Here is a 21,789-nt window from a genome sequence, read left to right on the forward strand (position 1 = left end):
GGCCGCCGCCTCGAGCCGGGGACGAGGCGGCGGCCACCCGCGTGCGGGCATCTGGCATCGTTGATCGACGTGCATGCCGGCACCCCGACATCCGTCGAAGTCCGTCTTCTCGGCACCGTGACAGCCCTCCTCGACGGCCTACCCGGAGCGCTCAACGGCCGCCAGCGATCGCTGCTGGCGGTACTCGCGCTCGACGCCAACCGCACGGTCTCCACCGACCGGCTGATCGCCGCACTGTGGAACGAGCCGTACCCGGCCCGGGCCATCACCCGGGTGCGCACCCTCGTCTCCGAGCTGCGCCGGGCGCTGCCCGTACCGGATCTGATCACCACCGGCCAGCCCGGCTACCGGCTCAACCTCGGACCCGAGCGACTCGATCTCGACATCTTCCAGCGGCTGGTCCGCAGGGCCCGGCAGCAGCCGCGGCCGCACGACGCGATCGTCGCCTACGACCAGGCACTGGCGCTGTTCCGCGGCGCGCCGCTGCACGGCGCGAGCGGCCCGCTGTTCGACACCGAGTCGACCCGCCTGGCCGAGCTGCGAACCTCCGCCGTCGAGGAACGCACCGCGCTCATGCTCGCCGCCGGCCGGTACACCGAGCTGATTCCCCAGCTGAGCGCCCTGACCGGTGAACACCCCGTCCGGGAGCGGGCACACGCGCAGCTGATGAGGGCACTCGACGGGGCAGGGCGGCGCAGCGAGGCCCTGTCGCTGTACGCCGGGCTGCGCGGGCGGCTCGTCGACGAGTTGGGCGTCGAACCGTCGGAGGAGCTTCAGCGGCTGTACCGTCAGTTGCTGCTCGGCGGTACCGGCGCGGTGGTCCCGCCCTCCCCCACGCCTGGCCGGCCGATGCCGGCCGCCGCCGAAGCCGCACCCGCGCCGCCACAGCCCGCGCCGCCACAGCCCGCGCCGCCACAGCCGGCGCCGCCACAGCCGGCTCCGTCACACCTCGCGCCACCACAGCCCGCGAGTCTCCCGTCCCGCCAGCTGCCACCGCCACCGGCCCGGCTCGTCGGGCGGACCACCGAACTCGCCGACCTGGACACGCTGGCCAACGAAGGCCCCACCCGCCTGGGTCTCGTGGTCGGTCCGGCGGGTGTCGGCAAGACCGCCCTGGTGGTGCACTGGGCGCACCGGGCCACCGGCCTGTTCCCCGACGGTCAGCTCTACCTGAACCTGCGCGGCTTCGACCAGCGCGACCGGATGACGGCCGCCGAGGCGCTCCCGCAACTGTTGCGGGCACTGCACGTACCCGCCCAGGACGTGCCGCTGGAGACCTCCGAACAGATCGCCCTGCACCGGTCGGTCACCGCCGACCGTCGCCTTTTGCTCGTACTCGACAACGTCAGCACACCCGAGCAGGTCCGGGACCTGCTGCCCGCCGGCCAGGGCTGTCTTACCCTGGTCACCAGCCGTGACCGGCTGACCGGGCTGGTCGCGCTCGACGGCGGCCGGCGCATCACACTCGACGTGCTACGCCCGGCCGACGCGATCGAGCTGATGTCGGGTGCCGGCGTGAGGTTCGCCAGCGGCCGGGACGGCGCCGACCTCGCCCGCCTGTGTGGCTACCTTCCCCTGGCCCTGCGCATCGCCGCCGCCCGCGTCACTGATCAGCCGAATCGGAGCATCGGGCAGCACGTCGAGGACCTCGTCCACCAGGGGCGCCTGACCGGGCTGCAGGTCGCCGGCGACAGCCGGGCAAACGTCCGGGGTGCGTTCGCCCTGACGTACCGCTCTTTGCCGGCAAGCGCCCGGGCGGTGTTCCCGCTCGTGAGCGTCGTGCCGATGCCCGCCGGACTGAGCCCCCATGCCGCGGCGGCGCTGGCCCGAATCAGCACCGGTCAGGCGGAGGCGGCGCTGGACGCGTTGGCCAGCGTGCACCTGGTCACCGCGCCTACCTCGGACGGCCGGTACGGCTGCCACGACCTGCTGCTGGACTACGCCGCCGAACTGGCCGCCGAAGACCCCGCGGCGCAGCGGCTCGCCACCGACCGCCTCCTGGAGTTCTACCTGCACGCCATCGACAGTTGCGCGTCGATGCTCGTCGGGCCGATCGGTCGCATGCTGCCCCGCCCAGCGCCGTCCGTCGACGTACCCCTGATCACTTTCGCCGACGCGAGCCACGCGCGAGCCTGGGCCACCGTCGAGTGGGACAACCTACTCGCCGCGGTACGGCACGCGGCCACCAACGGCCACGACCGGCTGGCCTGGCTGCTCGCCGACGCCCTCCGGCCGCTGATGCGCATCGGGGGCTCGCTGCCCGAGATCGCCCGTGTGGGACAGTGCGGACTGGCCGCCGCGCGACGGGCGGACGACCCGCTCGGCGAAGCCGCGATGCACTACCTGATCGGTCTTCAGTATTTCCGCTCGGCGGACTACCGCGCCTGCGTGGAAGCCAACGAGCAAGCCCTGGAGTGCTACCGCGCCGCGGGCTGGCGGCCTGGCCAGGCGGTCGCGCTCGGAGCCATCGGCGGCTCGCTGGTGCACCTCGGCCAGGTCCATGCCGGCGCCCGGCGGCTGACCGCCGCACTGGAGATCTATGACGAGCTCGACGACCGGGACGCGACGGCGGTCACGCTGGTCAACCTGGCCGGCGTTGCGTTGGAGCGCGGCGACTTCATCCGGTCACTGCGCTTTGCCCACCTGGCCCGCCCGGCGATCGCCGCCACCGGCAACCGGCACGCCGAAGCGATAATGCTGGCCAACCTCGGTCTCGCCCGGCACGCCCAGGGCCGGCTCACCGCAGCCCTGCGCAGCCTGTCCGAGGCCCTTGACCTGTGCCGCACGATCGGCGCCCGGCACCAGCAGGCCAGCGTGCTCATCAGCCTGGGCACGGTGCACCTCGACGCCGGCCGTACCGCCGAATCGATGAGTGTCCTGTCCGAGGCCGAGGCCCTCGCCGCCGAGGTCGGCGACGACCGGCTCGCGCTCTACGCCGCCAACGGGCTCGCCCGCGCCGAACTGCACACCGAACAGGTCGACCACGCCATCAAGCGGCTTGAAGACGCGTTGAACTGCGCCGATGCGGCAGGCCACCAGCATGGGCGCGTCGAGGCGCTACTCACGCTGTCGCGCGCCTACCTGGCTCGGGGCGAGGTACGGGCGGCCCACGAGCCCGCGGTCCTCGCGCTGACCACGGCCCGCCGCTGCGGATACCTCGCCGCCGCGGCGGCGAGCCGCAGCGCCGTGGCCGCCTGCCTGCTCGCACTCGACAACGTCGAGGACGCGCGACGCTACGCCTCTCGGGCACTGCGGGTGCAGCGGCGGATCGGCAATCGGCTCGCCGAATCGCGTACCCGGACCCTGCTCGCCGAGATAGAGCGCCGTGCCCGTTACAGGGGGACAGCCGAATGTGCGGATGTAGAAACTAATAATCGCGAACGGTGACGCTCGTCAACGGGGATAGTAAAGGTTACTTACATTTCCTCTTCCCCGGGAGGTGACGTATGCGGATCCGAGCCCTGCTATCCGCGGTCTTGCTGCTGGCCTTGGAAGTGTTCGTGACGGCGCGACCGGCCGCGGCGGCGACTGCCACGCCGATCCAGGTCTACGGTGCCTGGCACTGCAGCAACGACGCATGCACCTGGGCCACGGCGCGGAGCATGTCCGACTTCGACGCCAACAATCACTGGCTCATCGACCGCGGCGACGGCCGGCCGTCGGTCAATCTGGTCATCCTCAGCTTCGTCAACCCACTACGGCTGCTCAACCAGACCACCGACACCGGAGACCTCAACGGCGTACCGCGCGGCATGACCCAAGATGTGGTCAACTACTTCACCAGTCACGGCATCCGCGTGATGCTGTCGATCGGAGGCATCACCTACACCGACGACTGGGACACCGCCCTGGCCACCAACGGCACCCAACTGGGCCGCAACGCCGCCGCACTGGCCCAACAGCTCGGGGTCGGCATCGAGATCGACTACGAGGAGAACTCGTCACCGAACCTGACCGGGCTGCAAGCGTTCATCGACGCGTACCGGGCGATCCTGCCCTACGACCGCACCGGCGCGAACCCCGCCGCCCGGCTGACCATCGACCTCGCCGCCGGGGACCGCTGGCTCATCGACCTCGACCGCAAGGCGACCGCCGACTGGCTGCGCACCGACACTCCCGTCCTCGACTACGCCAACGCGATGGTCCCGTCCAAGCAGCCGTCCGCCTCGGCGGCCGAGGCGAACTGGCAGGAGCACCTCGTCGGCAAGTCCAACTACTCGCCGCCGATCCCACCGCTGGCCCCGGCCAAGTTCACCGGCAGCTTCTACATCGCCGAAGGCTCCAAGGTGCTACCCGAGTGCACCAACTTCCCGCAGTCGCTGCAGAACTCCACCAGCGGGTGGGCGCAGACGGCCGCACCCGCCGGGGCGGGAACCACGCCCGGCATGCTCGGCTACATGTTCTGGGCCGCGGAGAAGCCGTCGACCCGGGGCGTCACCACCGCTCCGCCCAACACCTGCCAAGGCGGAGTCGGTGCCGGAGCCACCGCGCTATCCGTCCCACTGCCCATGCCGGCACTCCGGCAGAGCTGACACAGCCGACATCCGCGAGTGCGATCGCCGTGTCACCCGACGGACGCGACATCCGGCGGGTGACTCGACGAGACCATAGAGCACACCGGTAGGACACGCTGCATCCGCGAGCGACGGTCGAAGCCGCGCGCGTTGGTAGGCTACGCGTCTCGCGCGAGAGGTGGAGTCTGTCTGGTGCTCTGGATAGCGCTGCGTAGGTTAGTCGCGGTGGTGGCCGCCTGCATGGTGACCGCGTGCGGTTCTGCAACAGCTCGTACAGCGGATCGCTCAGCGGGCGACGCCATCCCTGCTACGGCGCAGCCGACGAACTCGGCCACAGGCACGAAGCCGGCCTCCCCAGCAGTGCCGGCGACCGGCGGATCCGGGTACTCCGCGACGCTGTCCGCACGCTTGGTGACCACGGACTCACTGCCCTCAGGATTCACTGTGGACATCGCAACAGTCATGCCACAAGATGCCGGAAATCAAACCCCAGGCGTTGACGTATCCTGTTCGGACAGCATGATCCCGCTGCTGTCAGCCAGGCAGCTAACCGGGACTCCGTCAGCGATGGCCGGAGCCACCCTCAGCTATGACTCGGGTCCCGACGACCTCTGGGTGGGAAACGAATTCCTCAGAACGTACTCCAGTGACGACGCACGACAAGCAGTGACCGACCTGCGAACCCTAATCGGCCGTTGCCCCAGCGTCGTTGTGTCGTCCGGCCTGGGCGACGGCGACAGGTTCCGCTTCGCAGTGGCACCAGGGCCGCCGCTCGGCGATGACAGTATTCACGTCAGCGAGATCACGACATCCGGCTCTGAAACGCTGGAAAGCGATAGCGTGCTCGTCCGGATAGGGACCACCCTGGTGGTCGTTCAGGAGGAGGGCAACAAACCCGGCGGGGATAGATACCTCCCCCAACTCGCTCAAGCTGCGCTCCGCAGATACGAGGCGACCGGATCCTGAATAGCTCTGCCGTGGCGGTCCTTTGATGCGCGGTCACCCGGACTGGGGAACGTCACACTACGACGACGCGATCGGGTAGGCGACGATCGCGATGCGTTCGCCCGCCGGGTCCCAGCTCGGGACGTTCATGGTCCCTTGCCCGCCGAAGACCTCCGCGATGTCGTGGATGGCGCCGGTCTCGTCCCTCAGCCGCACGATGACATCCAGATCGGCGGGATGCCCTTCGGTCCCGGGTGGGAAGCTGACGTACGCGATCGATCCACCGTCCGGCGAGGGGTGCGGAAACCAGTTCACCCGTTCGTCGTGGGTCAGCTGAGTGGGCTCGCCGCCGGCCACCGGAATCCGGAAAAGCTGCGCATGTCCCTTGGCGGCCGATCCCCGCTCCGAGTTGAAGTAGATCCACTGGCCGTCGGGTGAGAACTCGGCGCCGTCGTCGGGGTACGCGTCGTCGGTCAGTTGCACGTCGGCACCGCCGGCGGACGGAATCGTATAGACGTTGGTTGTCACCTGGCCGGCCCGGTCGACCTGCAATCCTATGTAGGCGAGGGTCTCGCCGTCGGGCGAGATTCCGTGCAGGTAGTGACGGAACCCCTGGCCGTTGTCGTTGGTTACGCGCCTCACCCCGCCGTTATCGAGCGCAACGGCGTAGATGTGACCGTCGTCGCTGGAGACGTAGACGGTTTCCCCGTCCGGACTCAGTACGTGGTCGTTGTTGATCGTCGCGATACCGCCCAGGTCGATCGATTCGAGGTCGCCGGCGTCGACGCCGAGCCGGAACAGCCCGCCACCGCCATTGATTACCAGCCAGTGTCCGTCCGGGCTCCAGTTCGGCGCCTCGAAGAGCAGCTCGGTCGACGAGAACCGCAGCGCGGCCTGACGCGAGCGGACATCGATCACGTGGAGCTCGGCGCGCTGGCCTTCGCGCAGTTGACGGGGCATGGCAACACCTATCGGCGGGAGGACTTCGGGGGCGGTGAGGCAGCCACCAACGTATCGGATCGTCCTCCGGGATACGTCACCGGCGCTTGCGCCAGCCGGGCGGGACCAGGATTCGCGGACGGTTGAAAGCGGCCAGCCGGCCGGCGACGTGAACGGGTCACGACAGCAACGGGTCACGACAGCGGCGATGCCGATCGTTGGCGGGTGAGGTCGGCGAGTTCGGCGTGGATCAGCGCTTCGGCGTCGTGGCGGGCGTATTCGGCAGCCAGTGCGCGTGCCCGTTCCCGGTAGGCCGGCTCCCGCAGTACGGTCTCCACGGCCGCGGCGAGGGCCGGCGCTGTCGGCGCGCCGGTGCGCAGATTGATACCCACCCCGGTGGCTGCGACCCGTCCGGCCACCTCGGGCTTGTCCTCGGTGTCGCCCGCCACGACCACAGGAACGCCGTGGGCGAGCGCGAGCTGGGTCCCGCCGTACCCGCCGTTGGTGACCGCCACGTCGATGTGCGGTAGCAGGTCGGCGTACGGCACGTACGTGGCCGCTCGGGCGTTTGCCGGTAGCCCACCGGGGATCTGCCCTGGGTCGGGTCCGCCGGTGGTGACCACGACGAAGACATCCTTGTCGGCAAGGGCACGCAGGGTAGGGCCGATCAACCGGGTCAGGTCGGAGGTGTCGACGGTGCCTTGAGTGACGTGGACGGTCGGGCGACCCGATCGGCGGGCAGCAAGCAGTTCGTCCCACCACAGCGGCGCCTCGCCACTGGTCGCGTTGGTCGCACTGTGCGCCGGCGGCGTACCGACGAACCGCACCCGGGCGGGCAGATCGCTGCGCGGGTATTCGAATCGGGGCACGGTGAGCTGTAGGAGGCGGTCGGCCAGTCGAGGCCAGTCGAGGAAGAACACCGGTGCGTCGGTCAGACCCATCTCGCGAAGTGTGCGATCCAGACGCCGTTGGTTCGAGCCGAACACGGCCCGCCGTACGAGGAGGTTCAGTAGCCGGTTACGGACGCGGCCCGCGGTGCTCGACGACGGCGGAAGGCCGAGGCCGAACGGTGCGGTGTCGCGGCTGGACAGCGTCAGCGGAGTGATCCCGACGCAGACCACAGCCGGGCGCGGGCGCGGATCCACGAGCATCGGCAGTACGCCGAGAAAGGCGCAATCGACGAGTACGGCGTCGACCGGCTCGGCGTCAAGCAGTGCCCACACCGCCTCGGCCTGCGCCCGCATCGGTTCGGTGAAGGTGTACCGCACATCGAAGGTCAGCTTGCGCAGGCCGGAGCGCTCGGTCCGTCCCGGGAACGCGGCGTCGAGGTCGCGGGCGTCATAGTCGACGCTCGCCGGCAGTGCCACGTGCTGCGCGCCCACCGCCTCGACCTGTGTCCGGAAGAGCACTCCGGTCATGAACCGCACCCGGTGCCCGGCCCGGACGAGCGAGGCCGCGATATTCGTCATCGGCGCAACGTGCCCGTGGATGGGCGAGCTGGCCAGCAGGTATCGGGCCACGGGTGGCTCCTCCCACGCATTGGATTTCGATACAGTGGCACTGTAATTGGGTACAGCGACACTGTGACGTAAACTGTCCGGGTGATGACACGCGCGTACCACTCCCCCACCCGGGAGGCGCAGACCAGCGCCACCCGGCGCAGGGTCATCTCCGCGGCGCAGGCGTGCTTCGAAGAGCGTGGATACGTCGGCACGACGATGCGTGCGATCGCGCAGCGGGCGCAGGTCTCGGTCGAGACCGTGCACCAGACCGCCGCCAAGCGTGACCTGCTGCTGGCCGCATTCACCCTCGCGGTCACCGGCGAGGACAGTCAGGCCCGGTTGCTCGACCGCCCAGAACCGAAAGCCATCTTCGACGATCCGGACCCGGTACGCCGGCTACGCGGAATCGCCGCCTACGTGGTGCGGATCAACACGCGGGTGACGCCGTTGTGGCGGGTGTTCGAGCAGGCCGCCGCCGCCGACGCGCACGTCGCCACCGAGTACGCGGACCTGATCAGGCGCATGCACGCCGAGATACGCGACGCGCTGGCGGTGCTCGCCGAACGCGGCGACCTGCGCACCGACCGGCCGGCCGACGAGCTGGCCGACCTGCTCTGGCTTCTGGTACTCCCCGACCAGTACTTCCGGCTTTGCGAACAGTCCGGCTGGAGCGTGGAGCGATACGCCACCTGGCTCGCGGAGAGCATGCTCCACCTGCTGATGGGAAGCGACCACCACGCCGGATCCTGACCCGCCCAGACCGGCCTCGACCGATCGGGTCAGCTCGTGGGCTTGGTGAGATCGTAGACTGTCGTACCGCCCACCGTTGTCGCGGTGAAGTGCTCCTCGACCCAGGTGCTGATCTGGTTGCCCCCACGGCCGCCGCCCATTCCGCCGCCGATGTAGTAGTGGATTTCTCCCCGGCTGACGTAGTTCCGGAACTGGGCAAGACTCGGGGCCGGGTCGCTGCCGCTGAAGCCGCCCATCGCCATGACCGCCTTGCCGGTCGCCAGTTCCAGCGGCGAAGCACCCTGCGAGCCCTCGGTCGCCGCGGCCCAACGGCTCGTGGTGTCGCGGAGCAGGGCGGCCAGTGCTGGGTCCACCGTGGACGCCGATACCGGATTGCCGGCACCCATGAAGCCGCCGCCGTCTTCCGGCGTCCCGGGGCCGGCTCCGGAGCCGGCCCCGATCGGGCCCGCGCCGAACCTGCCCTCGCCGACCCTGCCCTCGCCCACCGGACCGCCGCCCATCGGGTCACCGCCGGGCATCCCACCGAAGCCGCCCGGGCCGCCGCCCATCACCGAGGCCGGGCCGGCGGTCGGGATCGATCCACTGTGCGGTGTGGCCGCGGTGTCCAGCGCGTACCCGCCGGTGCTCAGCACGCCGACCAGTACGGCGGCGAGCCCGCCCACCGCAGCCACCCGGCGCAGCCTCGGCACGGGTACCAGAAGCGCGAGCAGTGCCAGCACGGTGGCCGCGATGAGGGCGTAGCGCAGGGCCGGGTACCAGTTCGGGGTGCGTCCGAGCAACGCCTGGCCCCAGAGCCCGGTGGTCGCGACCATCGCGGCCAGGCCGATGCGGCCGAACCAACCCGTGCGGTGGCGCCACAGCTCCCGTCCACCGACAGCGACGAGCGCGGCGATCGGCGGTGCCAGGACGACGGTGTAGTACGGGTGGATGATGCCCCGCATGTAGCTGAAGACCAGCCCGGTCACCAGGAGCCAGCCACCGGACAGCAGCAGCCCGGCTCGGGTACGGTCGGTGCGTGGTGCTCGACGGGTCAGCCACAGGCCGGCGACGAGGCCGATCAGGGCGGCCGGAAGCAACCAGGAGATCTGGGTACCCATCGAGTCGCCGAACAGCCGTCCGAGGCCGCTGTCCCCACCGAAGCCCGGGTTGCCGCCGCCCGGGAAGGCACCGGCGCCGCGTCCGGGGAGGCCGCCGGGGACGCCGCCGGGGAGGGTCTCGCCGCCGCCCGGCAGGCCATCACCCGGGCCACGGGCACCGCCACCCGGTCCGCCTCCCTCGCTGCCGGTGATCCGGCCGAGCCCGTTGTACCCGAAGGCGACACCCAGCACGCTGTTGTCGGTCGAACCGCCGATGTAGGGCCGGGCGGACGCGGGCCACAGCTGTACCGTCAGCACCCACCACCCCGCCGAGGCGACCAGCGCGCCGAGTCCGGCCAGCAGGTGCAGCAGCCGGCGACCGAGCCCCGTTGGCGCGGCGACCAGATACGCCAGGGCGAACGCGGGCAGCACCAGGAACGCTTCGAGCGTCTTGGTGAGGAACGCGAAGCCGACCGTCGCCCCGGCCAGCAGCACCCACCGCAGCCGCGCGCGCTCGATCGCGCGGGTGGTCGCGTAGGCGCCGGCCACCATCAGCAGGGTCAGCAACGCGTCCGGGTTGTTGAACCGGAACATCAGCACCGCGACCGGGGTCAGCGCGAGCATCGCGCCGGCGGCCAGCCCGGCGACCGGGCCGAACCAGCGCCGTACGGTCGCGTACAGCAAACCGACAGCGGCAACTCCCTCCACTGCCTGCGGAGCGAGCATGCTCCAGCTGGAGAACCCGAATATCCGGCCGGACAACTCCATAATCCACAATGAGGCCGGTGGTTTGTCGACGGTGATGAAGTTGGCCGAGTCGAACGAGCCGAACAGGAACGCCTTCCAGCTCTTGGTGCCCGACTGCACGGCGGCGGCGTAGAAGTCGTTGGCGGTACCGGAGGCCGACAGCCCCCACAGGTACAGCAGGGCGGTGCCGACCAGGAGTACCAGCAGTGCCGGCCGCACCCATCGCGGCCGTACGCCCCGCTCCCCCGGTTCGGACGCGGGCGGCGGGGCCAGGGTTTCCATCGTCGGGGTCGTCGTCGGGGTCGTCGTGTGACTCATGACCGGTCTCCCTGGGTGAGCGGGTGTGGCGGGCGTTCACGGCCGAGGTCTTCGCGCAGCCGGGCCAGCGGCAGCGCCCCGGTGGCCAACGCCCGGCCGAGCCGCCAGATGCCCTTGAGGTCGGCGATCGCGGTGGCCAGGACGTCGACCCGGCTGTCGGGGTCGTCGACCCAGTCGACAGGAACCTCGTGGACCCGCAGGCCACTGCGTTGCGCCAGAACGAGCAGCTCGGTGTCGAAGAACCATCCGGTGTCCATGACCAGCGGCAGCAGTCGTTGGGCGACGTCCCCGCGGATCGCCTTGAAACCGCACTGCGCGTCGGAGAATCGGGCCGCGAGAGCGCCGCGCAGCAACAGGTTGTAGCACCGGGAGATGACTTCGCGGCGCGGGCCGCGTACCACGCGGGATCCGCGCGACAGGCGGGTACCGATCGCCAGGTCGGAGTGGCCGCTGAGCAGCGGTGCCACGAGCGGCAGCAGGGCGGCCAGGTCGGTGGACAGGTCGACGTCCATGTACGCCAGTACGGGCGCCCGCGAGCCCGACCAGACCGTCGACAGCGCCCGGCCCCGTCCCTTCTGCGCCAGGTGAAGGACGCTGACGTCGGCCAGCTGTCGCGCCAGCGTGTCGGCAACGGAGGCGGTGCCATCGGTGCTGCCGTTGTTGGCGATGGTGATGTGGAACGAATACGGGAACGTGGTCGTCAGGTAGGCGTGCAATCGCCGGATGCACGCTGGCAGCTCGTCCTCTTCGTTGTAGACGGGGATGACCACGTCCAGCACCGGCGTTTCCGGTGTGCCGTCCCGGGTGGGGCTGACGGCCGTGGTGTGGCGCATCGGCTCCGGCTCGACACGCACCAGTTGCCCGGGCATCCTCCCGGCCGGCCGACTGGTTGATGTGCGCTCGTACTTGGGCATGACGGCCAGCATTCGAGACCCGGCTCGCAACCTGCTGTGGCGTTGCTGTGAGCTCGCTAAGAGCGCCTGTGTATCCGCTGTGAAACGGAGCCCGCCCGCGGCTCAGCCGCTCGCTCACCGTCCACACCCGACAGACGACCAGTAAGGTCGCGAAACGCCCAGGTATAGGTACGCCGGCTACGGATTACTCAGCTACGCCCACACCTCCAACACGAGCCTGACCTGGAGTCATCAGGTCCAGCTGGGCGCGGTCGCCGCACAGGGGGACTACGCCGGCCTCCGGATGCAGGGGAACGGCGGTTGCTTCCGCCCTGCGCCCGGCCATGGCCGGCAAGCCCACCAGGCAAAGGGGAATCAGCCTTTCAGGAAGCGGATTATCCGCTCACAGAAGGATTCCGGCTGTTGCAGGTACGGCATGTGACCGGTGCCTGGAAGCACCACGGATGTCAGCTCCGGCACCTGGTCGGCGATCCGGCGGCCCAGTTCGGCGGGAATATAGCGGTCGTCCTCACCCCAGATCTGCAGGACCGGCAGCGAGACCGCCAGCTCGGCAAGCCGCCCGACCAACGGTTCAGCGTCGAGTTCGCCGCGAACCATGGCCGCGATCCCGGCGAGGGCCTCTGCGGTGCCCGGTAGCGACATGACACGCTGCTCCTCCTCGACCAACAGGTCGAGCTCGTGACCGGTCAGCCCGGTCACGAAGCCCAGGCGCGCGCGAACCGGATCGCTGCCCACCTGACCGCTGCCCACCTGACCGCTGTCGGCCCAATCGCTGCCCGCCCGACCGCCGCCCGCCCGACCGTTGCCCGCCCGACCGCGGCCGATCCGGTCCAGCCCGTCGGCGAGCCCTTCGCACAGCGACGATCCGAGCGGCGTGACGCCCGTGGGGGCGCAGAGCACCAGCGCGTCGAGCCGCCGATCGGGGACCCGCGCGTGGAACTCAAGCGCCGCGCGGAGCGCGAGTTGCCCACCGAACGAGGCGCCGACCAGAGCCAGGGACGATCCCTCGACATTGTCCCGGAGGGTGTCGAGAAGGAAAGCCGAGAACGCCGCGACGCTGTACCTGTGCCCCGGGGTCCTCGACGCGAAGCCGTGCCCGGGCAGGTCGACGGCTCGGACACGGTACCCGGCCTGCGCCAGCCGTTGCATGCACGGCCGCCAGCGGTCGGCACGACCGCCGATGCCGTGCACGAGCCAGATCTCCCGGCTACCCGTCCCGGCCTCGATGATCCGGCTCCGCTGATCGCCGGTGACGATGGGGAATTTAGTGATCATGGCGCGCCGCCCGGCAGGACGGTGTCGGGCTCGGTGCCGGACCCGGTGTCGGGCTCGGTGCCGGACTCGGTGTCGACAACGTGGCCGGCACTCCCCCTCCGCCTCGGGCCGCCTCCGCGGCGGCGGCAATCTCCTCGAAGAGGACCCGCACGGCAGCGCTGTCCGCATCGCGCCGGACCACGTAGCAGATCGGCAGGACGAAGTCCTCTTCGTCGAGGGGAACGACGACCACTCCGGTGCCGGGCGTACTCAGCCCGGTCGGCACCAGCCCCACGCCTTCACCCAGTCCTATGCGGGCGAGCACGCTCGGGAACCCGACCTCCTCGCCCGCGATGTCCAGGACGCGGCCGGCGCTCTCGAACCTGGCGATGAGCTTGTCATGGATCGCGCGGTGCTGAGTCCTCGGTACCACGATGAAGCGTTCGTCGAAGACCTCGTCGATACCGACCGAGGCGCGTTGAGCGACCGGGTGATCGGCCGGCACCGCGATTCCGAGCCGCTGGACGGCGACCCGATGGCAGAGGTACTCGGAGCTGTCGGCGGGCAGGGTGGTCAGGATGGCGTCGAGCGCCCCGAGGTCGAGCTGAGGGAACAGCTCGTCGGCCGGGCGTACGGTAATGGACAGCCGGAACTCCGGCCGGCGCTGCCGGAACTCCCTCAGCAGCGACGGCAGAGCGCTGGCCAGCACCGAGGTGGACAGGCCGACGCTGATCGCACCCGCATACCCGCCCGCCCACGCCTCGGCCTCGGATTCCAGCCTGGCGACCGCGGCGAGAATGTGCCGTGCCCGGGCCAGAACCTGCGCACCCGAGGGGGTGAGCTCGACCGGCCCGGCGCCGCGAGTGAACAGCCGCACGCCGAGATGCGCCTCCAGCCGGGCAATCTGCTGCGAGACACCCGGCTGGGTGGCGTGCAGGGCCTGCGCCGCCCGGACGAAACTCTTGTGCTCCGCCACCGCGACGAGTGTCTGAAGCAACCGCACGTCGAACATCAGGCCATGCTCTCCACACCGGGATCGACGCCGAAGTAGCGCGGCGCGTTGGAGGCAACCCACGCCGGGGTTCGCCAGCCGTGTTCGTCGTAGTCCTCCAGGCACTGATCGACGAGGCCGGTCAGGCCGTCCATCAGCCCGGAACCCTGTGCGGAGCGCAGGCACTGCAGCCGCACCTCCTCGTGGTTGCCCGCGTAGTTGCGTTCGTAGAGTTCGTGCCGGCCGGCGAACTCGGTGCCGATGGTGTCCCACAACAGCTTCATGACTTTGATCCGCTCGGCGGCACCGATTCCGTTCGAGCCGCGAACGTAGCGTTCCAGGTAGGCGCCGATCTGGTCGTCGTACAGATCAGAGCCGGTGGCCGGAAGATAGATCAGGGCGGACGCCACGATCTTCTGCACGATCTCCCGCACCCGGGGGAAGGCATCGGGCGAGGACACGCGATAGGCGAACGCCGCCTGCTGGTTGGGCAGCACCGTGCCGTCGACCCATGGATCGGCGCTGCCGACCATCGCGTCGGACAGGGCCCAGAACGTGTTCCGGAGAGCCACGACCTCGCCCAGCAGGACCTGATTGCCTCGGAACACGTCGCCACCGGTGACGTGCAGGGCACGGGCCAGAAGGCCGGCCATGAAGTCCAGCTTGACCGCGAACCTCGTGCAGCTCTGCAGGCAGAATCCCTGCATGAATCCGGACTCGCGATAGAAGCGCCGCACCCGGTCCAGGTCCCGGTAGACCAGCACGTTTTCCCACGGTACGAAGACGTTGTCCAGGATGAAGATGGCGTCGTTCTCGTCGAACCGGCTCGAGAGTGGGTAGTCGAACGGCGAACCCGAGGCGGCGGCGTTGCCCTCGTACGACGCGCGACAGACGAGCGTGCAGCCCGGCGAATTCATCGGCATCATGAACATGATCGCCATCTCCGGATCCGCACTGTCCGACGACCCGCTCTGCCCCACGAAGCTGACCTGCGACAGGGCCGCACCGGTCGCCACCACCTTCGCACCGGAGACGACCACCCCACCCGCCAGTTCCTCGACCACCCGGACATTGACGTCGCGAACGGTCTCCGCCGGGCTTCCCCGGTCGACCGGCGGGTTGACGATGGCGTGGTTGATGAACGGCACCGCATCCTGCGACCAGCGATGCCACGTGCGCGCGTTGTCGGCGAACTCGCCGTAGAACTGTGCGTTGCCACCGAGCGTGTTGGTGAACGCGGCCTTGAAGTCGGGCGTGCGCCCCATCCAGCCGTACGTCATCCGGGACCACGCTCCGATCGCCCCGCGTTGGGCCCGCAGGTCCTCGACCGAGCGCGCCGGCTTGAAGAAGCGGTGCGTGTACCCACCGTTTCCGGTGTCCGTCTCCGTGGTCAGCACGTCGCGCTGGTCGCCCTCGTGCAGAGCGTCGTACAAGCGGGCAATCGAACGGGCTGCGTTGCGGAACGCCGGATGGGTGGTCACGTCGGCAACCCGCTCGCCGTTGAGGTAAACGGCCCGGTCGTCACGCAGCGAGGCCAGGTACTCGGTACCGGTGAATGGCCGGGACGGGTCTTGCCGGTACAGGTCGACGGGGACGAGGGCGCTTCGTGAGGTCATCTCGGATCCGCTCCTGAAGCGGTGGTGAGGTGGGTCTCCGCGCGAATGCCGGCGGCGTTCGCGACGGCGCCGTGGCGCACCAACGCGTTCGACGCGGTGACGGCCTGAGAGAATTCCCAGTCGTCGGCCATGGACGGCACCTGGCTCCGGACCAGTCGCCGGGCCTCTTCCAGCGGGTCCGACGAACGCATTCCCGGCCGGTGGTCCATCCCCTCGACAGCGGCGAGCAGTTCGATCGCGAGGATGGCACTCGCGTTGTCTGCCATGTCCGCCAGCCGCCGGGCACCATGCGTGGCCATCGACACGAAGTCCTCCTGGTTGCCAACGGTCGGGATGCTGTCGACCGAGGCCGGGTGCGACCGCTGCTTGTTCTCGGACGCCAACGCGGCCGCGGTGATCTGCAGGCTCATGAATCCCGACGTGACGCCGCTGTCCCCGGTCAGGAACGCCGGCAGCCCGCTGAGCGATTGGTCAAGGAGAAAGGCGGTCCGGCGCTCGGACATGGCGCCGATCTCCGAGAGAGCGATCGCCAGCATGTCGGCCGCGAAGGCGACCGGCTCGCCGTGGAAGTTGCCCGCGGAGACGATCTCCTCGGTGTCAGCGAGCAGGACCGGGTTGTCCGTCACGCTGCCGGCTTCGATCGCCAACGTCGTTCGGGCATGTTCGACGAGGTCCAGGCACGCTCCGAGTACCTGCGGCAGACAGCGCAGGCAGTACGGGTCCTGTACCCGCACGCCCGCCCGGCTCGCCTCGCGGAAGTCGCCGGAGCACAGCAGCTGCCTGAGGACGGACGCGATGCGCAACTGGCCCGGGTGCGGCCGGAGGGCCTGGACAGCGTGGCCGAACGGCGCGGTCGACCCCAGAGCCGCCTCCACTGACATGGCACCCACCGCAAGGGCGGTAGCCATCACGCGTTCCGTCTCGAAGAGCCCGGCGAGGGCGAGCGCCGTCGACACCTGGGTTCCGTTGACCAGTGCCAGGCCCTCCTTGGGGCCGAGGACGAGCGGTTCGATGCCCGCCATCCGCAACGCCTCCGCGCCCGGCCGGACCTCCCCGGCGAAGACAGCACTCCCCCGACCGATCAGCACTGCCGCCAGGTGGGCCAACGGGGCCAGATCTCCGGACGCGCCCACCGACCCCTGGCCCGGAATCACCGGAAGGACGCCGCGATTGACCATCTCGATCAGCGTGTCGACGACGACCGGACGGACGCCGGACGCGCCTCGGGCCAGGGCCGCGACCTTCAGCGCGAGCACCAGGCGAACGACGGCGTCCCGGAGCGGCGGTCCGACACCGACCGTGTGCGAGAGGACCAGGTTACGCTGCAGCCGCTCGATGTCCGGCTCCGGGATGCGCCGCGACGCAAGCCGCCCGAACCCGGTGTTGACCCCGTAGATTGGCTCGCCCGACCTCAACAGGCGCATCGTGAGCTCGGATGACCGAATGACGGCCGTCCGGGCCTCATCGCTCAACCGGATGTCGACCGGTCCCCGATCCCGGTAGAGCCGGCGCCAGTCGTCGATCGGGTTGCTCTCGCCGCAGATGATCAGCCGCACGACTTCAGCCTGACCGTTCGCGCAGGTTAACGCCAATAATCTTCGACGTGCCGGCAAACACGAATCGTTATCCGCGGCGGTGACGGCGCAGGCGTCGACCGCCGCCCGCGTCGACCGCCGTCCGGGCATCCTACAGGATGTAGTAGTGTGCAGCCGGGCTGATCTAGGAGAGGGCGGAGTTCGATGCGACCCAGCACCACCGTGACCGGCACGCCGCGCCTACCCATGCGCGCGAAGGTACCGGAGATCACCGCCATGTTCTGGCTGATCAAGGTACTGACCACCGGCATGGGCGAGGCCGCCTCCGACTACCTCGGTACCGTCAGCCTGGTACTGGCCGGCGCGATCGGGGTCATCGGTCTCGTGGTGGCCCTGGCGCTACAGCTGCGTGCCCGCCGGTACATCGCGCCGGTGTACTGGTTCGCGGTCGCGATGGTGGCGGTGTTCGGCACCATGGCCGCCGACGCGCTGCACGTGGCCCTGGGCGCCCCGTACGCCGGATCCACCGCGTTCTACGCCGTGGCACTCGCCATCGTGTTCGTCCTCTGGCACCGCGCCGAGGGGACGCTGTCCATCCACAGCATCGTGACCCCGCGCCGGGAGATCTACTACTGGGTCACGGTGCTCCTCACCTTTGCCCTGGGTACCGCGGCCGGAGACCTCACCGCAGCCAGCATGCACCTGGGCTACTTCCCCTCCGCCGTGCTGTTCGCCGTTCTCATCGCGCTGCCCGCCATCGGCCGCCGGCTCGGACTCAACGGCATCGCCGCGTTCTGGATCGCCTACGTGCTGACCCGCCCGCTGGGCGCCTCGATCGCCGACTGGCTCGGCAAGCCGCACCACCCCGACGGCGGCCTGGGCTTCGGTGACGGCACCGTGACGGCCCTCGCCACCGTCGCGATCGTCGTCCTGGTCGGCTACGTGACCGTCACTCGTGCCGGCATCCAGCCCGACGTTGAACCGGTCCCCGTCGAGGTCTGACCCGCACCTCGCTCCGGCCAGCGACAGAAGAGGGCACTGGCGGCCTGTCACACAGGGAGATGGGAAATCCGGTTGGGTAAAGGACCGTCGGGCTGATAGGGTCGCGGGACCGTGACACCACGCGAGGAGGTGAGACCCATGAACGTTGTACGCACGTGGGTGCTCCCCTCGTCGTCACGGTTGGGCGGTTGACGTAGGAGTCGCCGGGAGCGCCTCGACAACAAGGCGATCTCGGAAGGCGACAACCTATGAATTCTGTGCATTCCACGTCCCGTGTGGGCGACCAGGCGGTAGTGGTTACCCAGGTCGCGGAGAGGCAATGGCACGCCCTGGAAGACGACCAGGTGATCGGCCGCGGCGACGCCTCACGCAGGCCCGACGGGCGGATCTTCCTCAGCATCGACTCGTGGCAGGACGCGGTCTTCGACCAACTCGCCGAGGTCATGCTGGCGGACCTATCGAAGCCGCTGTACACGGTGGTCGACGAGGCTGACATCGACCTGACGTCCAATTGGCAGCGAGCGGGCTTCACGACCCGGCGCCGCGAGTGGGAGTACGTCGTGTCCACCGACCCTCAGATCACGGGGCTCGACTCCGTGCTCCGGCCGGAGGGCGTGCGCATCATTCCCGTCGGCGCGGCGCAAAGAGCCCCGCTGGGCGAGCTGTACAACGCGATCCGCGACGAAGTCCAGGCCACCATCGGCTGGGACTCGATGCCGGCCGAAGTGCTGGCCCGGCCGGACGGCATTTCTCTACTCGACCTGTCGAAGTACGCGGTAGCAGCCGAGTCCGATCGGTACGTGGGACTGGTCCGGGTGGTACCGCGGCGCCGGCAGGCACGGATCGGTCTGGTCGCGGTCCGGGCCGACCTGTGCCGCCACGGTATCGCTCGGGCGCTGCTGGCCCACGTGCTCGGTTCGCTGCATCGCTCGGGAATCGAGACGGCATGGGCCGAGGTAGACGAGTCCAACGGTGCGGCCATGGCACTGTTCGAGGGCCTCGGCGCCCGGCGCGCGAGCAGCAACCTGGAGCTGGTGCGCCGTTGATCACGGGCCGATCCGATGCGCGAGCGTCGGTTCCCGGTAACGCACGGAATGGCCGAGCCACCGACCAGAGGGGTACAAGAAGATGACAGGAACAGCACGGGGCATCGAAGTCGAGGGCACCGTCATCGAGTGTCTGCGCAACGCCACTTTCAGGGTGGAGCTCCAAAACGGACATAAGGTGCTCGCACACATCAGCGGGAAGATACGGAAGAACTACATCAAGATCTTGCCGTATGACCGGGTGCTCGTGGAACTCAGCCCGTACGACCTCACCCGCGGCCGCATCCGGTTCCGGTACAGGACGTAGCACGGGCGAGGACGGCCCGGCGAGGACGGCCGACGGGCGGCCCGGCAAGGGGTTGGCGGGCCCCGAGCCGGGTCGGCGGACGGTGCGGGTAACGTTGACCCGGCGGTTCGCTCTGTGTTTCCGCGGATCGCGTTCGATGTCGACCACCGTGTGCCGCGGCCACTCGGGTCCGCGCCGGGCAGGACGACCTTCCATCTTCGGAGACTTCATGACGAGCCGCCGTGCTCACACCACTTCCCGCAAACCAGTAACATTCACCGACTTCGGTCTGCCGACCCAGCTCGTCAAAGCGCTCGCCGTGGCCGGCGTCACCAAGCCGTTCCCGATCCAGGCAGCGACGCTGCCCGACGCCCTGGCCGGACGCGATGTGCTCGGCCGTGGCCGGACCGGCTCCGGAAAAACCTACGCATTCGTCCTTCCCGTGCTGGCGCGGTTGGCCGCCAGACCCGCACCGCGGCGGCCGGGTCGGCCACGTGCGCTGATTTTGGCACCCACCCGCGAACTCGCCAGCCAGATTCAGGCATCGATCATCCCGCTGGCCGAGGCACTCTCCCTGCGTACCCTCACGATCTTCGGCGGGGTCAGCCCCGCCGGCCAGATCGCCGGCCTGCGCGCCGGTGTCGACATCCTCGTCGCCTGCCCGGGCCGGCTCGCCGACCACGTCGCCGCGGGCCGGGCCAGCCTCGACGCGGTCGAGATCACCGTGCTGGACGAGGCCGACCACATGGCCGACCTCGGATTCCTCCCTGTCGTGCGACGCCTGCTCGACCAAACCCCGCCGTCGGGACAGCGCATGCTGTTCTCGGCCACCCTCGACGCCGAAGTGAACGTGCTCGTACGGCGGTTCCTCACCACCCCGGCCACGCACAGCGTCGACTCGTCACTGTCGCCGGTGGACACGATGACGCACCACGTCCTGCACGTCAGGTCCGAGGACCGGTTTCCCGTCCTCGCCGATCTCACGGCCGCACCGGGGCGAACGCTGGTGTTCACCCGCACCAAACGCGGAGCGAAAACCCTGACTCGTCGGCTCGTCGCCGCCGGCGTCCAGGCGGTAGAACTCCACGGCAACCTGGCCCAGTCCGCGCGCACGCGCAACCTGCTCGCCTTCACCGACGGCAAAGCGCAGGCCCTGGTCGCCACCGACATCGCCGCCCGCGGCATCCATGTCGACGGCGTCTCCCTGGTCATCCACGCCGACCCGCCGGTCGAACCGAAGGCGTATCTGCACCGGTCCGGTCGGACGGCACGCGCGGGCGCGCGGGGAACCGTGGTCACCCTCATGACCGATGACCAGGTATCCGAGGTCCGTGACCTGACCCGCCGGGCAGGCATCACCGCCACGACCACCCGGCTGCGACCGGGTGACGCACTGCTGACCGACATCGCGCCGGGCCAGCGGTCGTTCATCGAACCACCGGCCGGCGGTTCCGCCACACCGGCGCCGTCCGGGCGCTCCGCCACACCCGCGCCGTCCGGCCGTTCCGCGACGTCCGCGCCGTCCGGCGGCCGGTCGCGTCGCAAGCCCTCCCGTGCTTCTGGTACCCCTGCCGCGCCGCTACCCTCGGCGGCTCCATCCCGCTCCGGGGCCACGGCCTCGACACCCGGCCGGAGCTCGGGTGCGGCGGCCTTCTCATCCCGGACCCGGGTCGGCGCCCGTTCCGGCCGACGGTAGAACGCCCCGGCGGGTGCTCAGTGGGCGCTCCCGCCGGCCTCGGACCACACCAACGTGACGGCGATCCGCTCAGCGATGGTTTTGCTTCAGAGACCAGGCAAGCCGATACTCCCACCCTTCGGCTTGCCACTCGAAGCTGGCCGCGACCAGTTCCCGCACGGAACGTCCGGTCGTCACGTGTTCCAACGCCCGGTACGTCGCGAGGTGTCCGATCACCATGACGCGGCGCCCAGCCCACCTGGTCGGCAGATCGGCGAGAAATCGCGCCACCCGGGCGATCGCCTGACTATGACTTTCGCCGCCGGGATAGGGACGATCGCAGTAGTCCAGGCGGTCCCCTTTAGCCTCAGCCACGGGTGAACCGTTGCGCGTCCCGAAGTCACACTCGCGCAGCCGCCAGTCGTACAGGATCGGAATGCCGGTGTCGCCGAAAGCGATCTCTGCCGTCTCCACCGCGCGGCGCAGATCCGAGGTGAACACCGCGGCGATGCCGTCGTCGCGTCGCCGTCGGCCCATGTCTGCGGCGTTGACGCGGCCGCGCTCGCAGAGGCGACCGGGCAGCCAACCGGTGACGATGCCACGCTCGTTGTCTTCGCTCAACGCATGGGTCTCAAACACAACATCGATCGGCATCACCTGAGGCTACTGGCGCTCTCCG

16 protein-coding genes and 1 pseudogene are annotated in these 21,789 nt (G+C 69.7%); 8 read left to right on the forward strand and 9 right to left on the reverse strand.

The genetic code is table 11. The features are described from left to right. Positions 1-117: 117 nt before the first annotated feature. From Raf01_RS26285 to Raf01_RS26295, 3 genes are all read left to right on the forward strand, one after another. Positions 118-3,387, forward strand: coding sequence for an AfsR/SARP family transcriptional regulator (locus Raf01_RS26285; RefSeq protein ID WP_203920689.1), 3,270 nt, complete (start codon positions 118-120; stop codon positions 3,385-3,387). 59 nt (positions 3,388-3,446) lie between these two features. Then, on the forward strand, positions 3,447-4,532 hold the full coding sequence (locus Raf01_RS26290) for a glycoside hydrolase family 18 protein (RefSeq protein WP_239133926.1): 1,086 nt from the start codon (positions 3,447-3,449) through the stop codon (positions 4,530-4,532). Between the two features lie 426 nt (positions 4,533-4,958). Beyond that, positions 4,959-5,480: a hypothetical protein gene (locus tag Raf01_RS26295; protein WP_203920690.1), complete on the forward strand. Its 522-nt coding sequence runs from the start codon at positions 4,959-4,961 to the stop codon at positions 5,478-5,480. A 57-nt stretch (positions 5,481-5,537) separates the two neighbouring features. On the opposite strand, the gene Raf01_RS26300 is transcribed toward Raf01_RS26295, so the two are convergent. Next, positions 5,538-6,419, reverse strand: a complete 882-nt coding sequence (locus Raf01_RS26300) for a TolB family protein (protein WP_203920691.1) — start codon at positions 6,417-6,419, stop codon at positions 5,538-5,540. 173 nt (positions 6,420-6,592) lie between these two features. Further along, positions 6,593-7,918, reverse strand: a complete 1,326-nt coding sequence (locus tag Raf01_RS26305) for a glycosyltransferase (RefSeq protein ID WP_203920692.1) — start codon at positions 7,916-7,918, stop codon at positions 6,593-6,595. 84 nt (positions 7,919-8,002) lie between these two features. Between Raf01_RS26305 and Raf01_RS26310 the strand changes: the two genes are divergently transcribed. Continuing rightward, positions 8,003-8,650, forward strand: a complete 648-nt coding sequence (locus Raf01_RS26310) for a TetR/AcrR family transcriptional regulator (RefSeq protein ID WP_239133938.1) — start codon at positions 8,003-8,005, stop codon at positions 8,648-8,650. 29 nt (positions 8,651-8,679) lie between these two features. Here the strand turns inward: Raf01_RS26310 and Raf01_RS26315 are convergent, their stop codons facing one another. From Raf01_RS26315 to hutH, 6 genes and pseudogenes are all read right to left on the reverse strand, one after another. Continuing rightward, positions 8,680-10,791, reverse strand: coding sequence for a glycosyltransferase family 39 protein (locus Raf01_RS26315; protein WP_239133927.1), 2,112 nt, complete (start codon positions 10,789-10,791; stop codon positions 8,680-8,682). Between the two features lie 38 nt (positions 10,792-10,829). Further along, positions 10,830-11,624: pseudogene (locus Raf01_RS26320) on the reverse strand (dolichyl-phosphate beta-glucosyltransferase); the annotation flags it as partial. A 435-nt stretch (positions 11,625-12,059) separates the two neighbouring features. Next, positions 12,060-12,980 carry an alpha/beta fold hydrolase gene (locus Raf01_RS26325; protein WP_203920694.1) on the reverse strand — a complete coding sequence of 307 codons (921 nt, stop codon included), beginning with the start codon at positions 12,978-12,980 and terminating at the stop codon, positions 12,060-12,062. Further along, the gene (locus Raf01_RS26330; RefSeq protein WP_203920695.1) at positions 12,970-13,971 is read right to left on the reverse strand and encodes a LysR family transcriptional regulator; all 1,002 of its coding nucleotides are present in this window, start codon (positions 13,969-13,971) and stop codon (positions 12,970-12,972) included. Before Raf01_RS26330 ends, Raf01_RS26325 begins: the two co-directional genes overlap by 11 nt. Continuing rightward, positions 13,971-15,566: a 4-hydroxyphenylacetate 3-hydroxylase N-terminal domain-containing protein gene (locus Raf01_RS26335; RefSeq protein ID WP_203920696.1), complete on the reverse strand. Its 1,596-nt coding sequence runs from the start codon at positions 15,564-15,566 to the stop codon at positions 13,971-13,973. Before Raf01_RS26335 ends, Raf01_RS26330 begins: the two co-directional genes overlap by 1 nt. Next, on the reverse strand, positions 15,563-17,251 hold the full coding sequence (hutH, locus tag Raf01_RS26340; RefSeq protein WP_203920697.1) for a histidine ammonia-lyase: 1,689 nt from the start codon (positions 17,249-17,251) through the stop codon (positions 15,563-15,565). The genes Raf01_RS26335 and hutH overlap by 4 nt, the downstream gene beginning before the upstream one ends. A gap of 54 nt (positions 17,252-17,305) precedes the next feature. Between hutH and Raf01_RS26345 the strand changes: the two genes are divergently transcribed. The 4 genes from Raf01_RS26345 (at position 17,306) to Raf01_RS26360 (ending at position 21,131) form a co-directional block, all read left to right on the forward strand. Continuing rightward, on the forward strand, positions 17,306-18,103 hold the full coding sequence (locus Raf01_RS26345) for a COG4705 family protein (protein ID WP_203920698.1): 798 nt from the start codon (positions 17,306-17,308) through the stop codon (positions 18,101-18,103). A gap of 248 nt (positions 18,104-18,351) precedes the next feature. Beyond that, positions 18,352-19,149 (forward strand): GNAT family N-acetyltransferase, encoded by a 798-nt coding sequence (locus Raf01_RS26350; RefSeq protein WP_203920699.1) that lies wholly within the window; start codon positions 18,352-18,354, stop codon positions 19,147-19,149. Between the two features lie 82 nt (positions 19,150-19,231). Next, positions 19,232-19,456: a translation initiation factor IF-1 gene (gene infA / locus Raf01_RS26355; protein ID WP_203920700.1), complete on the forward strand. Its 225-nt coding sequence runs from the start codon at positions 19,232-19,234 to the stop codon at positions 19,454-19,456. 208 nt (positions 19,457-19,664) lie between these two features. Next, positions 19,665-21,131 carry a DEAD/DEAH box helicase gene (locus tag Raf01_RS26360; protein WP_203920701.1) on the forward strand — a complete coding sequence of 489 codons (1,467 nt, stop codon included), beginning with the start codon at positions 19,665-19,667 and terminating at the stop codon, positions 21,129-21,131. A 69-nt stretch (positions 21,132-21,200) separates the two neighbouring features. On the opposite strand, the gene Raf01_RS26365 is transcribed toward Raf01_RS26360, so the two are convergent. After that, a complete protein-coding gene (locus tag Raf01_RS26365; RefSeq protein ID WP_203920702.1) occupies positions 21,201-21,764 on the reverse strand; it encodes a histidine phosphatase family protein in 564 nt (187 codons plus the stop codon). Between the last annotated feature and the right edge of the window lie 25 nt (positions 21,765-21,789).

Origin of the sequence: Rugosimonospora africana (genome assembly GCF_016862975.1) — a bacterium.
Lineage (GTDB): Bacteria > Actinomycetota > Actinomycetes > Mycobacteriales > Micromonosporaceae > Rugosimonospora > Rugosimonospora africana.